General features: G+C 59.5%; 18 protein-coding genes. 6 read left to right on the forward strand and 12 right to left on the reverse strand.

Features of this window, described 5'->3' with window-relative positions:
• Nucleotides 1–41 precede the first annotated feature (41 nt).
• Nucleotides 42–329 (forward strand): hypothetical protein, encoded by a 288-nt coding sequence (locus Q0071_RS10060; protein WP_298168306.1) that lies wholly within the window; start codon nt 42–44, stop codon nt 327–329.
• Here Q0071_RS10060 and Q0071_RS10065 read toward each other — a convergent pair.
• Both Q0071_RS10065 and Q0071_RS10070 read right to left on the reverse strand, forming a co-directional pair.
• Nucleotides 280–1,377: a PepSY-associated TM helix domain-containing protein gene (locus Q0071_RS10065; protein ID WP_298168309.1), complete on the reverse strand. Its 1,098-nt coding sequence runs from the start codon at nt 1,375–1,377 to the stop codon at nt 280–282. The genes Q0071_RS10060 and Q0071_RS10065 overlap by 50 nt on opposite strands.
• A gap of 63 nt (nt 1,378–1,440) precedes the next feature.
• Complete coding sequence (locus Q0071_RS10070) at nt 1,441–2,583, reverse strand: acyl-CoA dehydrogenase family protein (protein ID WP_298168360.1); 1,143 nt, start codon at nt 2,581–2,583, stop codon at nt 1,441–1,443.
• 180 nt (nt 2,584–2,763) lie between these two features.
• Between Q0071_RS10070 and Q0071_RS10075 the strand changes: the two genes are divergently transcribed.
• Nucleotides 2,764–3,651 carry a sugar phosphate isomerase/epimerase gene (locus Q0071_RS10075; RefSeq protein WP_298168312.1) on the forward strand — a complete coding sequence of 296 codons (888 nt, stop codon included), beginning with the start codon at nt 2,764–2,766 and terminating at the stop codon, nt 3,649–3,651.
• A 58-nt stretch (nt 3,652–3,709) separates the two neighbouring features.
• Here Q0071_RS10075 and Q0071_RS10080 read toward each other — a convergent pair whose 3' ends face one another.
• From Q0071_RS10080 to Q0071_RS10100, 5 genes are all read right to left on the reverse strand, one after another.
• On the reverse strand, nt 3,710–5,143 hold the full coding sequence (locus Q0071_RS10080) for an aldehyde dehydrogenase family protein (RefSeq protein ID WP_298168315.1): 1,434 nt from the start codon (nt 5,141–5,143) through the stop codon (nt 3,710–3,712).
• A gap of 3 nt (nt 5,144–5,146) precedes the next feature.
• A complete protein-coding gene (locus Q0071_RS10085) occupies nt 5,147–5,944 on the reverse strand; it encodes an SDR family NAD(P)-dependent oxidoreductase (RefSeq protein WP_298168318.1) in 798 nt (265 codons plus the stop codon).
• Nucleotides 5,941–6,573, reverse strand: a complete 633-nt coding sequence (locus Q0071_RS10090; protein WP_298168321.1) for a malonic semialdehyde reductase — start codon at nt 6,571–6,573, stop codon at nt 5,941–5,943. Before Q0071_RS10090 ends, Q0071_RS10085 begins: the two co-directional genes overlap by 4 nt.
• 4 nt (nt 6,574–6,577) lie before the next feature.
• Nucleotides 6,578–6,760, reverse strand: a complete 183-nt coding sequence (locus Q0071_RS10095; protein WP_298168323.1) for a hypothetical protein — start codon at nt 6,758–6,760, stop codon at nt 6,578–6,580.
• A gap of 152 nt (nt 6,761–6,912) precedes the next feature.
• Nucleotides 6,913–7,593 carry an aldolase/citrate lyase family protein gene (locus Q0071_RS10100; protein ID WP_298168326.1) on the reverse strand — a complete coding sequence of 227 codons (681 nt, stop codon included), beginning with the start codon at nt 7,591–7,593 and terminating at the stop codon, nt 6,913–6,915.
• Between Q0071_RS10100 and Q0071_RS10105 the strand changes: the two genes are divergently transcribed.
• Nucleotides 7,568–8,311, forward strand: coding sequence for a TetR/AcrR family transcriptional regulator (locus Q0071_RS10105; RefSeq protein ID WP_298168329.1), 744 nt, complete (start codon nt 7,568–7,570; stop codon nt 8,309–8,311). The genes Q0071_RS10100 and Q0071_RS10105 overlap by 26 nt on opposite strands.
• Before the next feature lie 61 nt (nt 8,312–8,372).
• Here Q0071_RS10105 and Q0071_RS10110 read toward each other — a convergent pair whose 3' ends face one another.
• The 4 genes from Q0071_RS10110 to Q0071_RS10125 all read right to left on the reverse strand — a co-directional run bounded on the left by Q0071_RS10110 (nt 8,373) and on the right by Q0071_RS10125 (nt 11,580).
• Complete coding sequence (locus Q0071_RS10110) at nt 8,373–9,665, reverse strand: fumarylacetoacetate hydrolase family protein (protein WP_298168332.1); 1,293 nt, start codon at nt 9,663–9,665, stop codon at nt 8,373–8,375.
• 93 nt (nt 9,666–9,758) lie between these two features.
• A complete protein-coding gene (locus Q0071_RS10115; protein ID WP_298168335.1) occupies nt 9,759–10,061 on the reverse strand; it encodes an SCP2 sterol-binding domain-containing protein in 303 nt (100 codons plus the stop codon).
• A 19-nt stretch (nt 10,062–10,080) separates the two neighbouring features.
• Nucleotides 10,081–10,653, reverse strand: coding sequence for a VOC family protein (locus tag Q0071_RS10120; RefSeq protein ID WP_298168338.1), 573 nt, complete (start codon nt 10,651–10,653; stop codon nt 10,081–10,083).
• Nucleotides 10,654–10,722: 69 nt separating this feature from the next.
• Nucleotides 10,723–11,580: a TauD/TfdA family dioxygenase gene (locus tag Q0071_RS10125; RefSeq protein WP_298168340.1), complete on the reverse strand. Its 858-nt coding sequence runs from the start codon at nt 11,578–11,580 to the stop codon at nt 10,723–10,725.
• A 162-nt stretch (nt 11,581–11,742) separates the two neighbouring features.
• On the opposite strand from Q0071_RS10125, the gene Q0071_RS10130 reads away from it, so the two are divergent.
• Nucleotides 11,743–13,404 carry an FAD-dependent monooxygenase gene (locus tag Q0071_RS10130; RefSeq protein ID WP_298168343.1) on the forward strand — a complete coding sequence of 554 codons (1,662 nt, stop codon included), beginning with the start codon at nt 11,743–11,745 and terminating at the stop codon, nt 13,402–13,404.
• 46 nt (nt 13,405–13,450) lie between these two features.
• Here Q0071_RS10130 and Q0071_RS10135 read toward each other — a convergent pair whose 3' ends face one another.
• Nucleotides 13,451–15,217, reverse strand: a complete 1,767-nt coding sequence (locus Q0071_RS10135; RefSeq protein ID WP_298168346.1) for an acyl-CoA dehydrogenase — start codon at nt 15,215–15,217, stop codon at nt 13,451–13,453.
• 251 nt (nt 15,218–15,468) lie between these two features.
• Between Q0071_RS10135 and Q0071_RS10140 the strand changes: the two genes are divergently transcribed.
• Together Q0071_RS10140 and Q0071_RS10145 are read left to right on the forward strand one after the other, a co-directional pair.
• Entirely contained in the window at nt 15,469–16,710 is a 1,242-nt protein-coding gene (locus Q0071_RS10140; protein WP_298168349.1) for a TetR family transcriptional regulator, read from the forward strand.
• Nucleotides 16,711–16,983: 273 nt separating this feature from the next.
• Nucleotides 16,984–17,606 (forward strand): TonB-dependent receptor plug domain-containing protein (locus tag Q0071_RS10145; RefSeq protein WP_298168352.1); only part of this gene is annotated, 623 nt, incomplete at its 3' end.

A 17,606-nucleotide genomic window follows, 5' to 3' on the forward strand; every position in this document is an offset into this window, starting at 1 on the left:
ATGTCCGAACCAACACAGTTTTTGGGAGGAGCAAGTTGCACTTGCAGCAATGGCTCTTTGCGGTCCGGCTGATTACATCTCACCCGGGCAGCATAGCCAGCACGCAACTCGCCAAGGATATTGGCGTGACGCAGGACACCGCATGGCACATGATGACGCGCCTTGCCCAATTCATCGGCAAATCCAGCATCAGATTTTCCGATGACGAAAAGGCTGCCCTGATAGACCAGCTGGTGCAGCGGCGGTTCGAGCAGGACCAGCCGCTACAATCCAGCGCGGTCAGTCCGCCCGAGCAGGCCGTTTGCGCAGGCGGGCCTTCTTACGGTTGATCACCAGCCCCGAACTCGCGAGCAATACAAGGCCGGATGCCAGAACATAATAAACTGTCCGCAGCCATTCGGGCAGCATCGAACCACGATGCAGCGGCAGCATCCAGTCGAGAGCGCGATTCGCCGCAGGCATGTCCGCAGGACGATAGCGCTCGGAGATCTGGCCAGCAGCCGAGACACGAACCACACCCATCCGTCCCTGATGATCGGCAAAAACAAAGGTATGCTGAGGGCTGAGCCGCGACAGGGGCAGAACCGAGCGCAGCTCATCATCCCCCATCGCCTGCTTGGCCACAGCGAATGCGTCATCCATCGATATCGCCTTTGCCGGCACCTGCACTGCCGCACCCGAAAGGCCGCCGAGTTCTGGAAAGTCAGCCGACCGGTTGCCCTGGTTGACCAGCGGCTCGAGGAAGGGGCGCCCGACAAGAAGCGCGCCGGTCAGCCCGAGCCACACGAACAGGATCGCAAGAACCGCTCCAATCACCCCGTGCCACTGCCAGAGCGTGGCACTGACCGAGCCGGCCCAGCGCAGCTTGAGCGACCGCCTGACTTTGCCCAGCCCGGGCCACCAGCGCAGAAACCCCGTGATGCTGAGCACGACGAGCGACAGGCCCGTCACCATCAGCAGCGCCTTGCCCGCCTTCCCTGCGCCAAGTTCGCCATGCAGCAAGTTGGCAAGAACCACCGGATCAGCCAGCACCGGGTTGCGGCTGATGACCTTGCCGGTTGCAGGATGGATGGACACCATTTCCGGCAAGGCGCGCTCCTGCGGGACCACAACAGCCAGGACCGGGGATGTCGCGCTTTCCGGAAGGACCAGCGACGCGACGGCTTGCCCGTTCCGGGAAATGGCAGCGCTTGTATATCTCTCAAGCGGCAACTGCACTGATGCGGGCTGGTCAAGCCGATAGGAATGCGGATCAAGCCACTGCTGGGTGCGCGCCCCATTGACGATCAGAACCCCGGTCACGGCCTGTATCAGCAGAAAGAACAGTCCGAACAGACCTAACCATTTGTGGATTTTGTCCAGCAGTTGCCTTGACATCGTTGGGTGCTCCTTGTCGCTGACGCAGACTTGGCAAGTGTTCGAAAGCTTTCAGGTCAACGCTTAAAGGTTGCGACCGATCAGAAGCTTCATGATCTCGCTTGTACCGCCGTAGATCTGTTGCACGCGCGCATCGCGCCAGAGACGGGCGATGGGGTATTCGTTCATGTAACCGGCGCCTCCATGCAGCTGTAAGGCGCGGTCGCAGACCTCAAACTGCAGTTCGGTGTGCCAAAGCTTTGCAGCCGAGGCTTCCTTTGCTGAAAGCCGACCGGCCACGTGCCGCTGGAGCGCCCAGTCAATGTGGGACCAGCCCACCTGCAGCTTGGTGGCAAGCTCGGCCAGCACGAACTGGGTGTTCTGGAAGCTCAAGATGACCTTCCCAAACGCCTTGCGTTCGGATGTGAACGACAGCGCCTCATCGAACGCGCGTTGTGCAGCAGCCTGCGCCAGAATGGCGATCTGGAGCCGCTCTTGCGGGAGCTGGGACATGAGATAGCCAAATCCCGCGCCCTCGCTGCCCAGCAAGTTCTCCTTGGGGACCCGCACATCTTCGAAGAACAGCTCTGCAGTATCGGATGCCTTCTGGCCGATCTTGTCCAGCTTGCGCCCGCGCTTGAAACCTTCGCGGTCAGCCTCGACCAGCAGCAAGGATATCCCGCGCGAGCCGGCCGATGGGTCGGTCTTGGCAACTACGATCACGAGATCGGCGAGGATGCCGTTGGTGATATAGGTCTTGGCCCCGCTGATCACGTAGTTGTCACCTTCGCGGCGGGCAGTCGTGCGGATGCCCTGAAGATCGGATCCGCCACCAGGCTCGGTCATGGCGATGGCAGTGATTACTTCTCCCGAAACCATACCCGGCAGCCAGCGCTGCTTCTGCTCATCGGATCCGTAGTGGATCAAGTATCCAGAGGTGATGTCTGACTGCAGCATCGTACCGACCGTGGCGCCGGAGTAGGAGATCTCCTCGTTGATCACCGCATTGAAGCTATAGTCGAGCCCCAGCCCGCCGAGCTCCTCGGGCGCTTGTGGGCAAAGAAGACCGGCTGCACCACACTCAAGCCAGAAATCGCGCTCGATCAGTCCGCTGTCTTCCCAACGATCGATGTTGGGCGTCACCTTTTCCCGCACGAAGCGCCGGACTTGCTCCCTGAAGACCGCCAGTTCTTCGTTCGGCTCCGCGCGTGCGGACATATCAAGCATCACAACCTCCAAGGACACCTAAACAAGGCGGTGGGCGCCCTTCCGATGGGTCGCACCGCTGACCCTACCACTAAGGGTCCGGCTCGGGATACACATAATGCATTTTTGATGCAATTGCAGTTATATTGCATTAATAGAGCAAGCGGATCCAGTGCGGTCAACATCGGAGAGCAACGCCTCATGAACGCGCATATCGGCCTGCAGATCTTCAGCGTGGCTTTCGACATCATGGGTGACCTCGAGGCAGGCTTCGCGCGCGTCCGGAGCGCTGGCTTCGAAGTGGTCGAGTTGCCGATGTTGTTCGGGCGCACGGCGGACGAGATGCGGCGACTTCTCGATAACGCCGGACTCGCGTGCCATGCGGTCCATTACTTCGGATCCGAAACGCCCTTGGCGCTGCCCGGATCGCTGAACTTTACCGATCATGCCGAGAGAATTCGCGATGAACTTGCGACACTTGGCGCGCGTCGCGCGGTGATGGGGCTGCACTTGTTGCCCGATGGCATGGACATCTCGCAGAATGCCGACCCCCTCACCGCCCTGCACGAGGCTGCAAGGCACATGACGGCAGCCGATTGGCTGGTCACCGCGGACCTGCTGAACGCATGCGGAGCCCTGTTTGCACAGAGTGGTCTTGGGATGACCTACCACAATCACGCGAGCGAATTTGCCGAGCGCGATGGAGCGCGAGGCTTCGATTTACTGCTTGCGCAGACTGAACCGGAACTGGTGGACTTCGAGCTCGACGTCGGTTGGGCTGCGGCTGCGGGCCAGGATGTCGTGAAGCTTCTCGCCGACACCGGGGACCGCGTCCGCTTGCTTCACCTGAAGGATTGCGGGGCCACCACTGGGCCAGACTTGGAGTTTGAGATCGAACCCGTTCCGCTTGGGCAAGGCCGGATAGATTGGCAAGCGCTGCTGCTGCAATGTCGCACGATGAATATCGAGGCGATGTTCATCGAGAATGAAATGCTTCCGGACATGACCGGTCTCGATGCTGCAGTGCTGGGCCTGCGGCATATCAGGTCGGTCGAAGCGCTGCTGCCGGTGATCCCCGGACAAGGCTGAGCAAAAGGGACAGCCCCACCGTTCTGTTCGGTGGAGCTGCGCTGGCCGGGGCAGGCGTTCAGGTCAACCTGGTCGTCAAGGTCTGCGGCTGGGTGTAGGCCAACAAGCCCTCCTGACCATTCTCGACACCAAGGCCTGATTGGCGGTGGCCGGCAAACGGAACCCACGGTGCAAGATAGGCACCCTCGTTGATGGTCACCATCCCCGTCTGCAACTGATGCGCAAGCGCTGTTGCCCGGCCAAGGTCGCTCGACCAGATTGATCCGCCAAGGCCGTGCTCGCCGGCATTGACGTGTGCAATGACATCGCCCGCATCACGGAACCGCACGATGGGAAGAACAGGGCCAAAGGCCTCTTCAAGCATGACCTCGCTGTCCCAGGGCGGGTCCATCACCAGAACAGGTGCGATGAACAGACCGCTGTCGAGTCCAGGTCGCAACTCCGCGGATCTCAGAGCGAGACCCTGCGAACGCGCGCGATCGATAAGTGCCGTTACCTTCTGATACTGGGGCAAGTTTTGCACCGGCCCCATCTCGACACCGTCCTCATGACCCGGACCGACCTTGAGCGCATCAAGGTGCGCGACCATCCGCTCAAAGAATGCATCGAACACTGAATCGTGGACGTAGACCCGCTTTGTGGCCACGCAGACCTGCCCCGCATTGGAGAAGGCTGACTGGAAGATTCGCGCTGCCGCGACCGCGATATCCGCATCCTCAAGGACAATAGCGGCATCGTTGCCGCCCAGTTCAAGCATCAAACGCTTGAGACCGGCAGAAGCGGTCCGCATGACCGCCTGCCCCGTCCTGCTCGATCCCGTAAGCGCGACCATGTCCACAAGCTCATGTTCGACCAGCCGAGGGCCAAGATCGTCCCCACCGGAAAGCACATTGAACACGCCGTCCGGCAAAATGCCGCGAGCCAGTTTTCCCAGTTTCAAAGCGGTCAATGGCGTGAAAGGCGAAGGCTTCAGCACCACGCAATTGCCAGCAAGCAAGGCCGGAGCGAGCTTCCAGACAGCCAGCAGCAGCGGGAAATTCCACGGCACGATCGCCGCGACAACGCCAAAAGGTACCCGGCGGGTGATCGACCGACGATCAGCGGTTTCCTCGTTCACCGACTCTGGCAGCGTCCGCGCCGCAACGCTGCGCAGCCAGAAGGCCGAACCCATGACCTCTTCGCGCGCTCGGGCCAGGGGCTTGCCTTGCTCCAGCGTCAGCAAGCGCGAAAGGTCGTCCAGGTTGGCAGCAATCGCGTCGGCAAGATCAAGAAGCGACCTCGCGCGGACATCATGTCCGGCATCACGCCAATGGCCAAATGCACCTCGTGCGGCAACGATTGCGGCGTCGAGGCAATCACCATCGGCAATCGGCGCCAGCCCGATCACCGCCTGTGTGGCCGGATCAAGCACCGGACTAGCGGTTGCAGTTGCGACACCCTTGCCGTCGATCGTCAGGGTATAGATTTCTTCTGCATTCATGGCCGGCTCCATGGTTCAGATTATGCCGCGGGTCATCGCGCCGCCGTCGATCACCAGGGTATGGCCCGTAACGTAAGCGCCTGCGCGGGAAGCAAGGAAGACGACCGCGCCGCCGATGTCCTCTGGTTCACCGATACGGCGAAGGGGTACGATGCCGTTGAGGCGCTCCTCCTCGCCACCTTCGTAGAGTGGCTTGGCAAACTCGGTACGAATGACACCCGGCGCGATGGCGTTGACGGTGATCCCGTCGCGGCCCAATTCCACCGCCAGATTTCTGACCAACTGGAAGTCGGCAGCCTTGGAAATGTTGTAAGCGCCGATCGTGTCCGAGCCGAATAGACCGCCGATGGACGACATCACGATAATCGCTCCAGCCCGCTGGCGACGCATGGCCGGCACCACCAGGCCCATCAGCCATTGGTTGGACAGCACGTTGTTACGCAGGATCTTGAGGAAAGCCTCGTCCGGGATGTCCAGCAGCGGCCCGCTGTAGGGATTAGTAGCGGCGTTGCAGACAAGAATGTCTATCATGCCCCACTGCTGCTGGACGAGCTCAACCAGGTTTTCCAGAGCCTTCCGGTCCGAAATGCTGGCTGCCACGGGCAATGCCCGTGCTTCACCATGCCGCGCATTGATAGCTTTTGCGACTTCATCGCAGGCAAGCTGGTTACGGCTTGAAATAACAACCCGCGCGCCGGCTTCCGCGCAGGCCTCGGCCACCGCGCGGCCAATCCCGCGCGACGACCCCGTAACCAGCACGACCTTGCCAGAAAGACTGAACAGCGACCTTTCAGCCATGGCTTCACCGGTCATAGGATCTGACACGCCACATCGAATTCGAGCCGCGGGTTCCGAGGCCAGATGGTTGAATCATCACCGTAGCCAATGTTGATCACATAATCAGACTGCCATCCGTTTTCGGCAAAGAACTCGCGGTCCACAGCAGCATTGTCGAAACCCGACATCGGGGCGCAATCGAGCCCGAGAGCCCTCGCCGCCAGTGTCAGATAAGCACCCTGCAAAGTGGCATTTCTCGTGAGGGTCTGCGGGACCGCACCCGGAATTGCCTCGAAGCTCGGACGGATGAGCTCATGAACCGTGGGCATCAACTGCGGAAGGTAATCGAGGTACGCCGGATCGCGTGCGACGATCACGCAAAGCGGCGCGCCCATAACCTTCTCTTGGTTGGTGTGGAACATGAACGGCTTGATCCGCTCGCGCGCTTCGCAGGACTTGAGGAAAAGGAAGCGCCCCGGACTCATGTTCGCCGACGTAGGGCCCCAGCGAGCGATGTCGTACAATTTGCGCACGAGATCATCCGGCACGTCCTTGTCCAGGAAGCTGTTGAAAGTCCTCGCCTTAACGAAAAGCTGGTCGAGGGTCTCATCAGCCAGGGCGCCGCGCCCTGGGATGGGCGGCACGTCGAACGGCATGGTTTCCATATCGTCAGTCCTTCGACCGGTTGCGGATGACTTTGATGAGATAGATGATGAACGAGAGCGCCAGCGAACCGATCGCGATCCACCGGCCTGCGACCAGTGCCACGTCATCCGGAATACCGAAGAACCGCGTCACGAGTGCGCCAACGAGCACGCCGACCACGGACAGCACGATAGCCGGAATGGCCACCGGCAAAACTCGAATAAGCCAAGAAGGCATGTACTTCACCCCTGTTGCACGGACTTCCGGATGATCCCGGCCACCGAAGCTCACATATCCGAATGAAGGGATAAAATGCAATACCATTGCATCCGCTTTTTTATTGCATTTTAATGCGAGCTCTATGAGACGTGCACATCATCTGCGCTGACAAGGCTAAGACCGGTACAACCCGCATGGGCGGCGCGGATCAGCGCGAGCCGCACGTCACACTCTCCAAGAGCAACTGCATCGTAAACTGGAACCTTATGGGGCCGGGCGATCCGCACGACCTCACCAACGACCTGACGAACACGTTCGTGGGCCGGTTGATATCCATCCAGACCGAAATCCAGGCAGAGATCCTTTCCGCCAATGACTAGGCCCGCGATGGAGAACTCGGCCAGAGTCTCCGGGAGCCAAAGCGGTACATCGCCGCTCTCCGCCATAAGCCACAGCGGCCGTTCCGGGTGCGCGGCAGCAATGTTGCGCACGATTGTGGCATCAAGTGGTTTCGGAAGAAGCAACCCTATTTCAGACCCCAATTGCGTTACCGCAGCGAGATCAAGGCTCATGTGCTCCGTCCCGGCGCCGTTGACCCGGACGAGAACCTGAATGCCAAACTGGCCACAAGCCGCCACCGTATCCACCAGCCAACGGCGAGCTTTGGCTTTGCTATGCTCCGCGACCGCCTCTTCCAGATCGACAACCACGATGTCGGGCACAGCCCCGGCAAGGCGCTTTGTTGCATCCGGTGACGGAAAAACATAAAGAAGGCGCTTCATAATCAGGGGTCCAATGCTGTTTGAGTATTCGAATTTCATGCGGCGTACGGAAAAATACAGGTGCAAGATGGGGCAAGATAATTTGAACAATCTTCGAAAGACTGCTGCATCACCAGGCAAATCTGTGCCAGTCTCTGGAGATCTTCCAACAGTAGGGGTTGGCAAGCTTCCGCGCAGGAAACGCAAGAAAGACAAGACGCGGCGACTGATCCAAACTGCAGCGCTGGAACTGTTCTTGGCCAAGGGCTTCGACAACGTCACGATCGCGGAAATCTCTGATCAGGCCGATGTTGATCCTACGACGTTCTGGCGCCATTTCAGATCCAAGGAAGCGACACTATTCGCCGAACAGGACGACTGGGCGAACGAGTTCCATGCAGCTTTCGAAGCATCTGACCCCGCCGACACTCTGCTTCATCGAGCCATGATGGCAGTGTTCACAGCCTCGCAATCAGTCGAATCCGATTTTGACCTGCAGCGCTCTGCACTCATTGCACGCGACAGGTCGTCAGCGATCGAAACCGCCATCCTCGGCTACGAGAACTTCGTCCGGGGCGAACTGACCAAAGCCATTGCCAAGGGGCTTGGCGTAGATCCAGCAATGGATCCGCGTCCTTATGGGGTTTCTGCAACCATCCTCGCTGCAGCAAGCTGGCTGCGTCAGTCCTTTGCAGGTTCGGACGCCGGAACCTTGGCGCCGACCCATTTCGTGTCGCTGGAAGAGGTTGTCCGGAGCATTGCGGAACTGCTGCGGTAAGCAGAGCCGCAATGCTCCTTCCAAGCCGATGCTTACTCGGCATGGCCGCCATCAAGATTAGCTAGGCGACGACCGTGGCAAGCGGCGCAAGGTTGCCGACAACGATCTCTACCTGATCCCCGGCCTTGAGATAGGTCTCCTTGGCATGACCAACGCCAGCTGGTGTGCCAGTCAGGATCACGTCACCGACCTTGAGGTCGTGATCCTGGGATATCTTTGAGATCAGCTCCGGAAGCGGGAAAAGCAGTTCGCTGAGATTGCCCTTCTGCCGCTCTTCGCCGTTCACAACTGTTCGCAGACTCACATCGAGACGGGAAACGTTCATCCCCTTCACCACGATGAGCTCAGGCCCTATAGGTTTCGCGCTGGCGAAACCCTTCGCCTTGGCCATGCTGGGAGCGCCACCAGCCTCGCGCGCGGCCATGAAGGCCGCCATCTGCAGATCGCGCGCCGAAAAGTCGTTGCAGGCGGTAATGGCGAAGACGCAGTCCGCCGCCTCCTTCTGATCGACCTTCGAGCAGTCCCGCCCGATTACAACGGCGACTTCGCCCTCATAATCGACCATTTCGGGCGCTTCCTCCGGGCGGACGAGCGGGGTCCCGGGTGCGACGATGCAATCGGTCGGCAGTTCACCATAGACCATGTGGTCAGGCGGCGTGATCCCGAACTCATCGGCATGGGACTTGTAGTTCAGACCGATGAGGAACAGCCGCGACGGCTCGACGGGCGCAAGAACATCGCCAGGAATCGGGCCGGCCACGAGGTCGCCCGGCATTTTCTTGCCGTCGCCGAATGCCGCAACAGCCTCGGCAAAGCTGGTCGCCGCAAGACGGAACGTCATCGGTCCGGCCTTGGCGAACCAGCCTTCGGTCGTACGCACGATGCGGGGCTGTGAATCCACGGGCTCAAGCTGGCCTGCCGGAGCCTGCCCACCCTCTTCGATCCGGCGTGCAACGAACGGCGCGATCTGCAGATGGTCGATCAGCCATGTGCCGTCCTGCGGAATGAGCGTGACGTGGAAGTCCGCGGCACTGAGGGTGTAGCGGTCGTCTGTCAGGCGATGGATGGTGACGATCGCTCGCCCGCGGATGCTCTCTTCGCTCGCCTCATAAACCACCGGCCAGCCGACGCTGTGGCGGGTCTGGTAGGGAGCCGCTTCCCGCTGCTCCATCACCATCTTGAGCGTCTCGATATCACGGCCGGCCTCAACAGGACCAAGCTTCATGGTGGGAGCTGCCAGCTCAATGGCGCGGGTAGCCTTGCCGTCGTCGGCGTGGCCGGTCATCGCAGCGATCGTCGTCGCGACTATCTCATGGGGCGAGCGCCCGCCGATAGTCGATGGAATCTTCGTCATTTAAAGGTTCCCCAAAATAGAGAACCGCCCAAGTGCGAACTCGGGCGGTTCCAGGAATTGGAAGCAGGCAGTGCGGCCCGGTCCAGGAACTGCTTAGAGCAGCAGATCGCGCAGCTTCATCACGACGGTCGGATTGCCTTCCATCTTCGCGCGGCCGGTCATCATCAGGGTCTGCCCGTTGATGGTCTGGTCCAGGAGGCCCTGAAGATCGTCTGCGCTGATGGTCAGCGTAGCGTCGGCCTTGTCCTCGGTGCGCTCGATCGTCACCGGGGCTTCCTTGCCGTTGATCCGAAGCGTGCCTTCGTCCTTGATCCGGAACGCGATCGTCTTGCCGATAGCCTTCTTACCGGCCACGCGTTCCGTCAGCATTGCTTCAAGCGAATTGATATCAGCCATTTGTATTTTCCTTTCTAGATTAGATGAACCCGTACGAAGCGATTTCCTTGAGGGGCACACCGCTATCGTACATTTCGCAGAGCTCTTCGGGGTCGTACGGGACCCCGATCGAATTGTTCAGAAACACGTCAGAGAACATGAACTCCGTCGCCATATCCATCGGCATGGTATCGGTCTGCATCTCAACATTGTTGCCATCGGGGTCGAGGTAGTACATCGACAGGACGGGGCCGTGATTGACGCAGAAGACCGGCTCGATCCCCTGCTTCTTCAGCCGGCGATAGTTGCCAAGCAGCACGCCGATGCCGTTGAAGGTGAAGGCGACATGCTCAAGGCCAGGCGCCTTGCGCCGCTCGTTGATCTGGGCGAACAGATCGCCGAGTGCCTGCTGCCGCTCGACATCCTGCGGCGGCATACCGATGATCAGAACGCGATGATGCTCATCGTCGTATGTAAGGCCACAGGCGTTGCCCTCGCCTCCGTTGACAATTTCCTTGCCGTTGAGAGCGGTGAGATACCATTCACGCATCGCGGGGACATTGACGGAGCGCAGGACAATATGCGCAAGCTTGATGGGCGACTCGACCGGCATCTGGTCGACAGGGACACGTTGATACATAGAGCTAACCTCTTGTTTTGCAGGGATCGCTTGCAGCGCGGCTCAGAAGGGCTTGTCGCCGGCGATGGTCACACGATACATTTCGCGCTCTGCCGGGAAGTAGTCGGAGATCGCGTAGTGCTGGGTCGACCGATTGTCCCAGAACGCAATCGAGTTGGCGCGCCAGCGGAAGCGGCACTGCACCTCGGGTACGTCCGCACGGCGGTATAGCAGGCTGAGCAGTTCGGCACCGAGGTGGCGATCGACCCCGCGCAGATAGCTGGTATGTGCGCGGTTCACATAGAGCGACTTGCGACCCGTTTCCGGGTGCGTGCGAATAACCGGATGAGCCTGAGGCGGGAAGCGTTTGACCTGCTCCGCCATCTTGTCGAAGCCCTGCGTGTAAGCGAGGCCCTGAGCGACCGAATGCACGGCGGTCAGCCCTTCGCAGAACCGCTTCAAAGGTTCGGGCATCATTTCGTAGGCAGTCTCCATGCACGCCCACATGGTATCGCCGCCAACCTCCGGCACATTGACGGAGCGAAGCATTGACGCCTTTGAAGGGCATTCCCTCCACGTGACGTCGGAGTGCCAGATATTCTCGTACCCGCGGCTTTCCTTGTCGCGCTTGATATGAAGCGCTTCCGGGTGCGTTGAATGCTGCGGCAGGAAATCGATGATCTCCAGGTCACCCCAGTTACGGCAAATCTCAATCTGCCGGTCGACCGAGATTTCCTGATCGCGGAAGAAGATGACTTTCCGACGCAGCAGAAGCGCCTTGAGAAAGTCGACTACCTCAGACGAGAGTTCACCACGGAGATCAATCCCGTGCACTTCCGTCCCCAGGGCAGGCGCCAGATGATAAAGGGTCAGCCCCTGCGGCACCGGCGGAACATCTGACAATTGCAACTCAAGATTCACGTCTCGTCTCCTCTCCGACGCATGCCGACATGAGCACCGCTCCGCCGCCCTTCCGTCCATAAATGCCACACTATTGCATTTACAATGTCAATGCAATACCTATTGTGAGCACCGCAAGGCCCCGCGTGGTCGCGTTGGAAGCGCTCTGCATCGGAGAAGAAGATGAAGCTTGATGTACCTGTTGTGATCGTAGGGGCTGGTCCCGCCGGACTGACCTCAGCCATGCTCCTTGCCCGGCTCGGCGTGGATTCGCTGATCCTCGAGCGGCGAAATGAACGGAGCGACCACCCCCGTGCGCACTATATCAACACCCGCACGATGGAATTGTTCAAGCAGTGGGGCGTCCAGGACGACGTGGTTGCGGGAGCCTTTCCGGAGGAATTCATGTTCTTCCCCATCTTGGAAATGATGGGCGGCCCCTCGATGGAGCGGCGGCTGGAAATCTCTCCTGCAATTACTGTTTCGGCGGCACAGGACATCGTCGAGGACGCCATCGAGAAGCAGATGGTTGCTGCCGGACGCAGCTCGATCCGTTGGAATACCAATGTTGCCGAAGTGACCGATCATGGCGACTACGTGACTATCACGACCGAGAACAACGATGGCACCAAGGAAACGGTGACAGCGCGCTTCTGCATTGCCGGAGATGGCTCGAACAGCGCCATCCGCCGCTCGCTGGGTGTGTCCATGATCGGCGATCCGAACGTGGATTCGATCCTGAACGTCTACTTCTTCGGCAAGCTCACGCCGGATGGAGACATTCCCAGCGTCGGCTCGGCCTCGGTCGATCCTGAAGTGCCGGGCGCCTTCATCTGCATGGACGGCAAGGAGCGGTACTGCTTCCACTACTGCTTCGGCGAAGGCGAAACGGCGGACGACTTTACGTTGGAACAGTGCGCCGACATGATCCGCCGCGCAGCAGGGCTGCAACCCGACGCGCCAATCGACGTGAGGGCGAAATCACCCTGGACGATGACGGCACACGTTGCCGAACGGATGCGCGTGGGCAATGTTTTCCTCGTTGGCGATGCGGCACACGCATTCCCGCCGAGCGGCGGTTTCGGGCTGAATTCGGGCGTTGCCGATGCCCACAACCTCGCCTGGAAGCTCGCGGCGCACTTGCAGGGACGCGCCGGACCGAAGCTGCTCGACAGCTATGAACCGGAGCGCCAGCCGGTTGCCTTCCTCAATACCGCGCAAAGCTTCCGCAATGCGAAGAGCATGAATCTGCGCGGCGAGGTGAAGCCGTTCAATGCCTCGCAGCAGACCATCGATGAGATCGAGCGCCGCTCACTGCCGACCGGGGTGCGATCGATCGCTGAAGAGCTCGAGGACGAGAACGAACGCGAGATGATGGAAGTGCTGGAGCACGGCGCTGCCCTCGGTCAGGAGATGGGCTATGCCTACACCAGCGAGGTCATCGTGCCCGATGGGCAGGTGCGGCCGACAACGTCCATTTCCAACTATGTTCCCTCGGCCTCCCCTGGTTGCAGAGCCCCTCACCTCTGGGTGGCCAATGGCACCAAGCGGCCGATCATGTGGGAATTCGAGGGCGACTTCGTCTTGCTTACCTCGACCGGCGGCGAAGCATGGAAGGCAGCGGCGGCTGATCTGCAAGCCAAGTATGGCGTCCGGTCACTCGGCGTCGGCAACGGGCTTGACGTTACGCCTGTCGACGCGGCGTTCGAGGAGATCTACGGGATCGCCAGCGATGGAGCGGTTCTTGTTCGCCCGGACGGACATGTCGCGTTTCGCTCGCAGGGCGGTTCGGCTGATGCCGCAGCTGTCCTCGAACAGGCACTGCGTACCGCACTGGGTTGGTAACCAAAATGGCGCGCCCGGCCAAATGGCTGGGCGCGCCGATTGGCGTTCAAAACACGGACGTCGGCGCCTCAAGAATGCATTCCCGGCCAGTAATGCACGAAAGCCAGGCCGCTACCCGCGGCATTTCGTAGGCGTAGAAGTACTTGCAAGCGACAACCTTGCCCGGCGCAAGGTCGTCGTGTTCACCGAGAGCGAGATCGGCCCGCTCGCAAGCTGTAACCGCGAGATCCAGCCATAGCCAACCGACCACGAGGTGGCCAAAGGCAAAAAGGAAGGACGTGGCGTTCGCAAGCGCCTCCTTCTCGTCCATGTCCTTCATCGCGTCCTTGACCCTCTCGACATCATCCAGTCCGCCGGAAAGGTGTCCGGCGAGATCCTGCAGATCTGGGTTGGCGCGAGCAGCATCAATGGTGCGGTGAATCCGCTCCTTGAGCACCGACCAGCCCTTAGCCGGGCGGAGGATTTTCCGTGCGACCAGGTCGATCCCCTGAATGCCGGTCGTACCTTCATGGATCGGATTGAGCCGGTTGTCGCGATAGAGCTGCTCGACGTCGAAATCGCGCGTGTATCCGTACCCCCCGTGAACCTGAATGGCGAGGTCATTTGCCTTGAGGCCGAATTCGGACGGCCAGGTTTTGATGACGGGAATCAACAGCGCAAGCAATGCAGCCGAATCTGGGTCTTCGTGTTCGCGATCAACAAGCGCGGCACCGTAAAAGCAAAGCGCCAAAGACCCTTCCGCATAACACTTCTGGGCCAGCAGCATCGCCTTCACGTCAGCATGCTCAATGATAGGCACCGGAGCAGAGCCAGCATTGCCCAAACGACCTTGCACACGGCCCTTTGCGTAATCGACTGCGAGATAATAGCCACGCGTAGCGATAGCCGCCGCGCATAGCCCAACAGAGATCCTCGCCTCATTCATCATCATGAACATCTGGCGCAGACCATCCCCTTCCTTGCCGATCCGCCACCCTACGGCCCCATCGCGTTCGCCGAAGTTCAGAAGGCAGTTCGCCGTACCACGGTTACCCATCTTGTGGTTCAGGCCTGCGACGGCAATATCGTTGCGCTCGCCTGAGGGCAGAACTGCAGGCACTATAAAGAGTGAAAGGCCCGTCGAACCCTGTGGCAATGTCCCGTCGGATGCGGGTATCTTGGCGAGCACCAGATGAACAATGTTCTCGGTGATGTCGTGCGCGCCTCCGGAAATCCACATTTTGTTGCCGTTTAGGCGGTAGCGATCGCCCAAATAGTCTCTCCCGTCGGGCCATGCTTTCGTGAGGACATCGGCAAGACTCGATCCCGCCTGAGGCTCTGATAGGCACATTGTGCCAAACCACCGTCCTTCAATTTGTGGTAATGCAAAGGTGCTGACCTGCTCATCGCTGCCAAAGGCTGCGATAAGGCGGGCATTTGCTGCCGTCAGGAGGGCATAGGCGGTTGCCGAGAAGTTGGCGGCAGCGAACCATGCGAGACCGGCTGTGGAGATCAAAAAGGGTAATCCCGCCCCTCCCCTTTCCTCCGGGAAGCTCGCAGCGGACAAACCAAGCTCGGCGTACTGTTTCAGGGCTTCAGCCAACTGCGGAAGGACTGTGACCTCACCATCGGCAAGTTTAATCTCAAATTCGTCGGAAGCTTTGAAGCACGGCAGAAATGCATCGCGCGCCAGATCCGCGCAGAGATCCAGAAACCCGTCAAAGGTCTCCCGGCTATGCGCACAGTACCGTGGCTGGGTCAGCAACCGATCGGCGGCGAGCCAGTCGTAGAGGAGGAAGTCAACGTCTTCGCGACGCAGGATCGTAGTGGCCATCTAAATCTCCGACATGGCAGGTCGCGAGTCATGATGCCTTCTGCACCAAGGCGCCGAGCCACAAACTCGCTTGTACATTTTACCAAATCCATAAGGGATCACATGTCAAGAACCAGATGTTGGTGCCAGAACGTCTCCCGCCACCTCTTTCAGAGCAATCAGACCTTGACCTTGCGCGCGGTCGACCAATAACGCTGCCACCAGGCCAGGCTGCAAGCTTCGGCTCAATCAACGCGCAAGGAAGAAGCGTCTTGAACGCCGAACGCGACAGGGAGACCCGGTCAGAAAATATGACCAGGAGCCGGATCATTGCTGCTGCCATAAGGGCCATGGGAAACCGAGGAATTGCGGGCTTTACGCATCGCGCTGTTGCCGAAGAGGGCAGGATTTCTCTCGCCTCGCTTACCTATCATTTCGAGAGCAAGGACGACCTCATCGACAAGGTTTCGGCCTCAATTCTCGATGAATCATCAGCGGACTTTATTGCGCTCAGGGCGCGCGTGGCGAAGGAAGCAACGGATCGTGCATCATTCGCGGACTTGAGCACCTCCATCATTGCCGCAGCGGTGTCTGAGCAACGCGAAGGGACCATGGCCTGGCTGGAACTTATGCTTCATGGCGGCCGCGATCCTGAAGCTGCGGCGCGCGCCAGAAAGTGGTTCGCAGCTCTTCATGCCATCTGGACGGAGATTGCAGACCTTTGTGGCCAGCCTTGTCCGGCGCAAGCGGCGCAGTCGGCTATAGATCAAGCGGCTGGCTTTATCCTCATTGCGATTGGTCTCGGGCTCGAAAGCCAGGAGATCCTTGACGTGCTCCGAGACGGCGCTGATCCGGTCACAAAGTGGAACACACCTGCACGCAAACAACCGGACGTGACCAACCAGGCAAAAGCGACACCGCAGTCCAAGCTCGAAACAAAGGCCGAACAAACCCGCCGGCTGATCGTGGAGGCAGCGATGAACTGCTTCGTCGAAGAAGGCATGCAGAATGTCGGCTATCGCACGATTGCTGAACGCAGCGGACTCAGCAAAAGCGCTCCCTACTACTATTTTCCGAAGATTGCAGATCTCCTCCGGCAGGCGCAGTCGGCGCTCTTCGAGCATTCGAAGGAGCGTTTCCGGGGCGTGCTCGCCGGAACGACCATAACAGACGCCGATGGACTTGCCGATCTGACGGCGGCGATCCTCCAACGCGAAGTCACGCGGTTTGCCTTGCACAACCTCGCCAACTTTTCTTTCTGGCTGGAAGCCGGGCGGGACCGCGAACTGGTGCCGATCGTTTGGGCAGCTGTGAGGGATCAGCAGGAGGCTTGGCTAAGGCGGTTGAGGCAAGCTGGGCTCCAGCCTCGCCCCCTCGATGCGCTGAAACTGCAGGCAAACTTCGCGGGCATGTGCCTGAGGCTAGTCGCAACAGAATCATCAATGTCGGATATCGCCGAGGCGCGGCGTCAATTTCGCGTTGCTCTGCAGACCATGGGCACTCGCCCCTTCTGATTTTGCGATGAACACTTTGCGAAAAAAGTATCCGACCTTGCCCCCCATGGGCGGTGTCCCGTCTTGGCATTGGCGCGATTGATTTTGCCGAAGACGGCATCAGCTGGGGGATTTGCCGCAATCTCTCAATGGACCCTGGCGTATTGTCAGCCGCCTGAATGACACGCCGTTCATGGCTGCGTGGGGATTGGATTAGGGTCAGGCAAGCGCAAATTCAGTCCATGCAGGTGAAGCCAGTTTAGCCCCAATCCACCTTCCGACCAGGGGCATTGCTTGGTCCGAATCAGTGCGCGTGCCCAGACCGCACAAGCCGCGATTTTCGCAACTCCAGTCTTGGAGCGAACCACCGCCTTTTCCTCTCATTTCAGAAAACGTCTATTTTTCCGAATTTTAAGCACAAAATACCCTTTCTGTTCTCTTTCGAATTTTTTTGCAGTTTTATTGCATTCGCAGTTAGCATGCTTGCGCATCCCTTATGCATTTGGTATTTTGTACCACAATCACGGAATGATCCGTGGCAAAAAGGGAGGGATGGAAATGCATGTAAAACGACCTTCAAGGGGTACGCTGGCACTTACGGTCTCAAGCCTTGCCTTTGCGATGCCGGCTATGGCGCAGGATGCCGGGTCGGCCGCAGGAAAGCCCGATCAGGCCCAGGCACAAGCGGATAACGAAGACTTCGCAGGCATCATCGTAACCGCCATGCGGCGCGAGACGGCCTTGTTGAAGACGCCTGCCGCCGTCTCAGTGCTAACCAACGAACAGCTTGTGGCGCGTGGGATCACCAACCCCACGCAGCTCACGCAGGAAGTGCCCAACCTTTTCATCAACCGGAGCAATGCCGGCTATATCCAGGCCACGATCCGCGGCGTGAGCAGCCAGGACATTACCGAAAA

This window comes from Novosphingobium sp., from assembly GCF_027486195.1.
Classification (GTDB): Bacteria; Pseudomonadota; Alphaproteobacteria; order Sphingomonadales; family Sphingomonadaceae; genus Novosphingobium.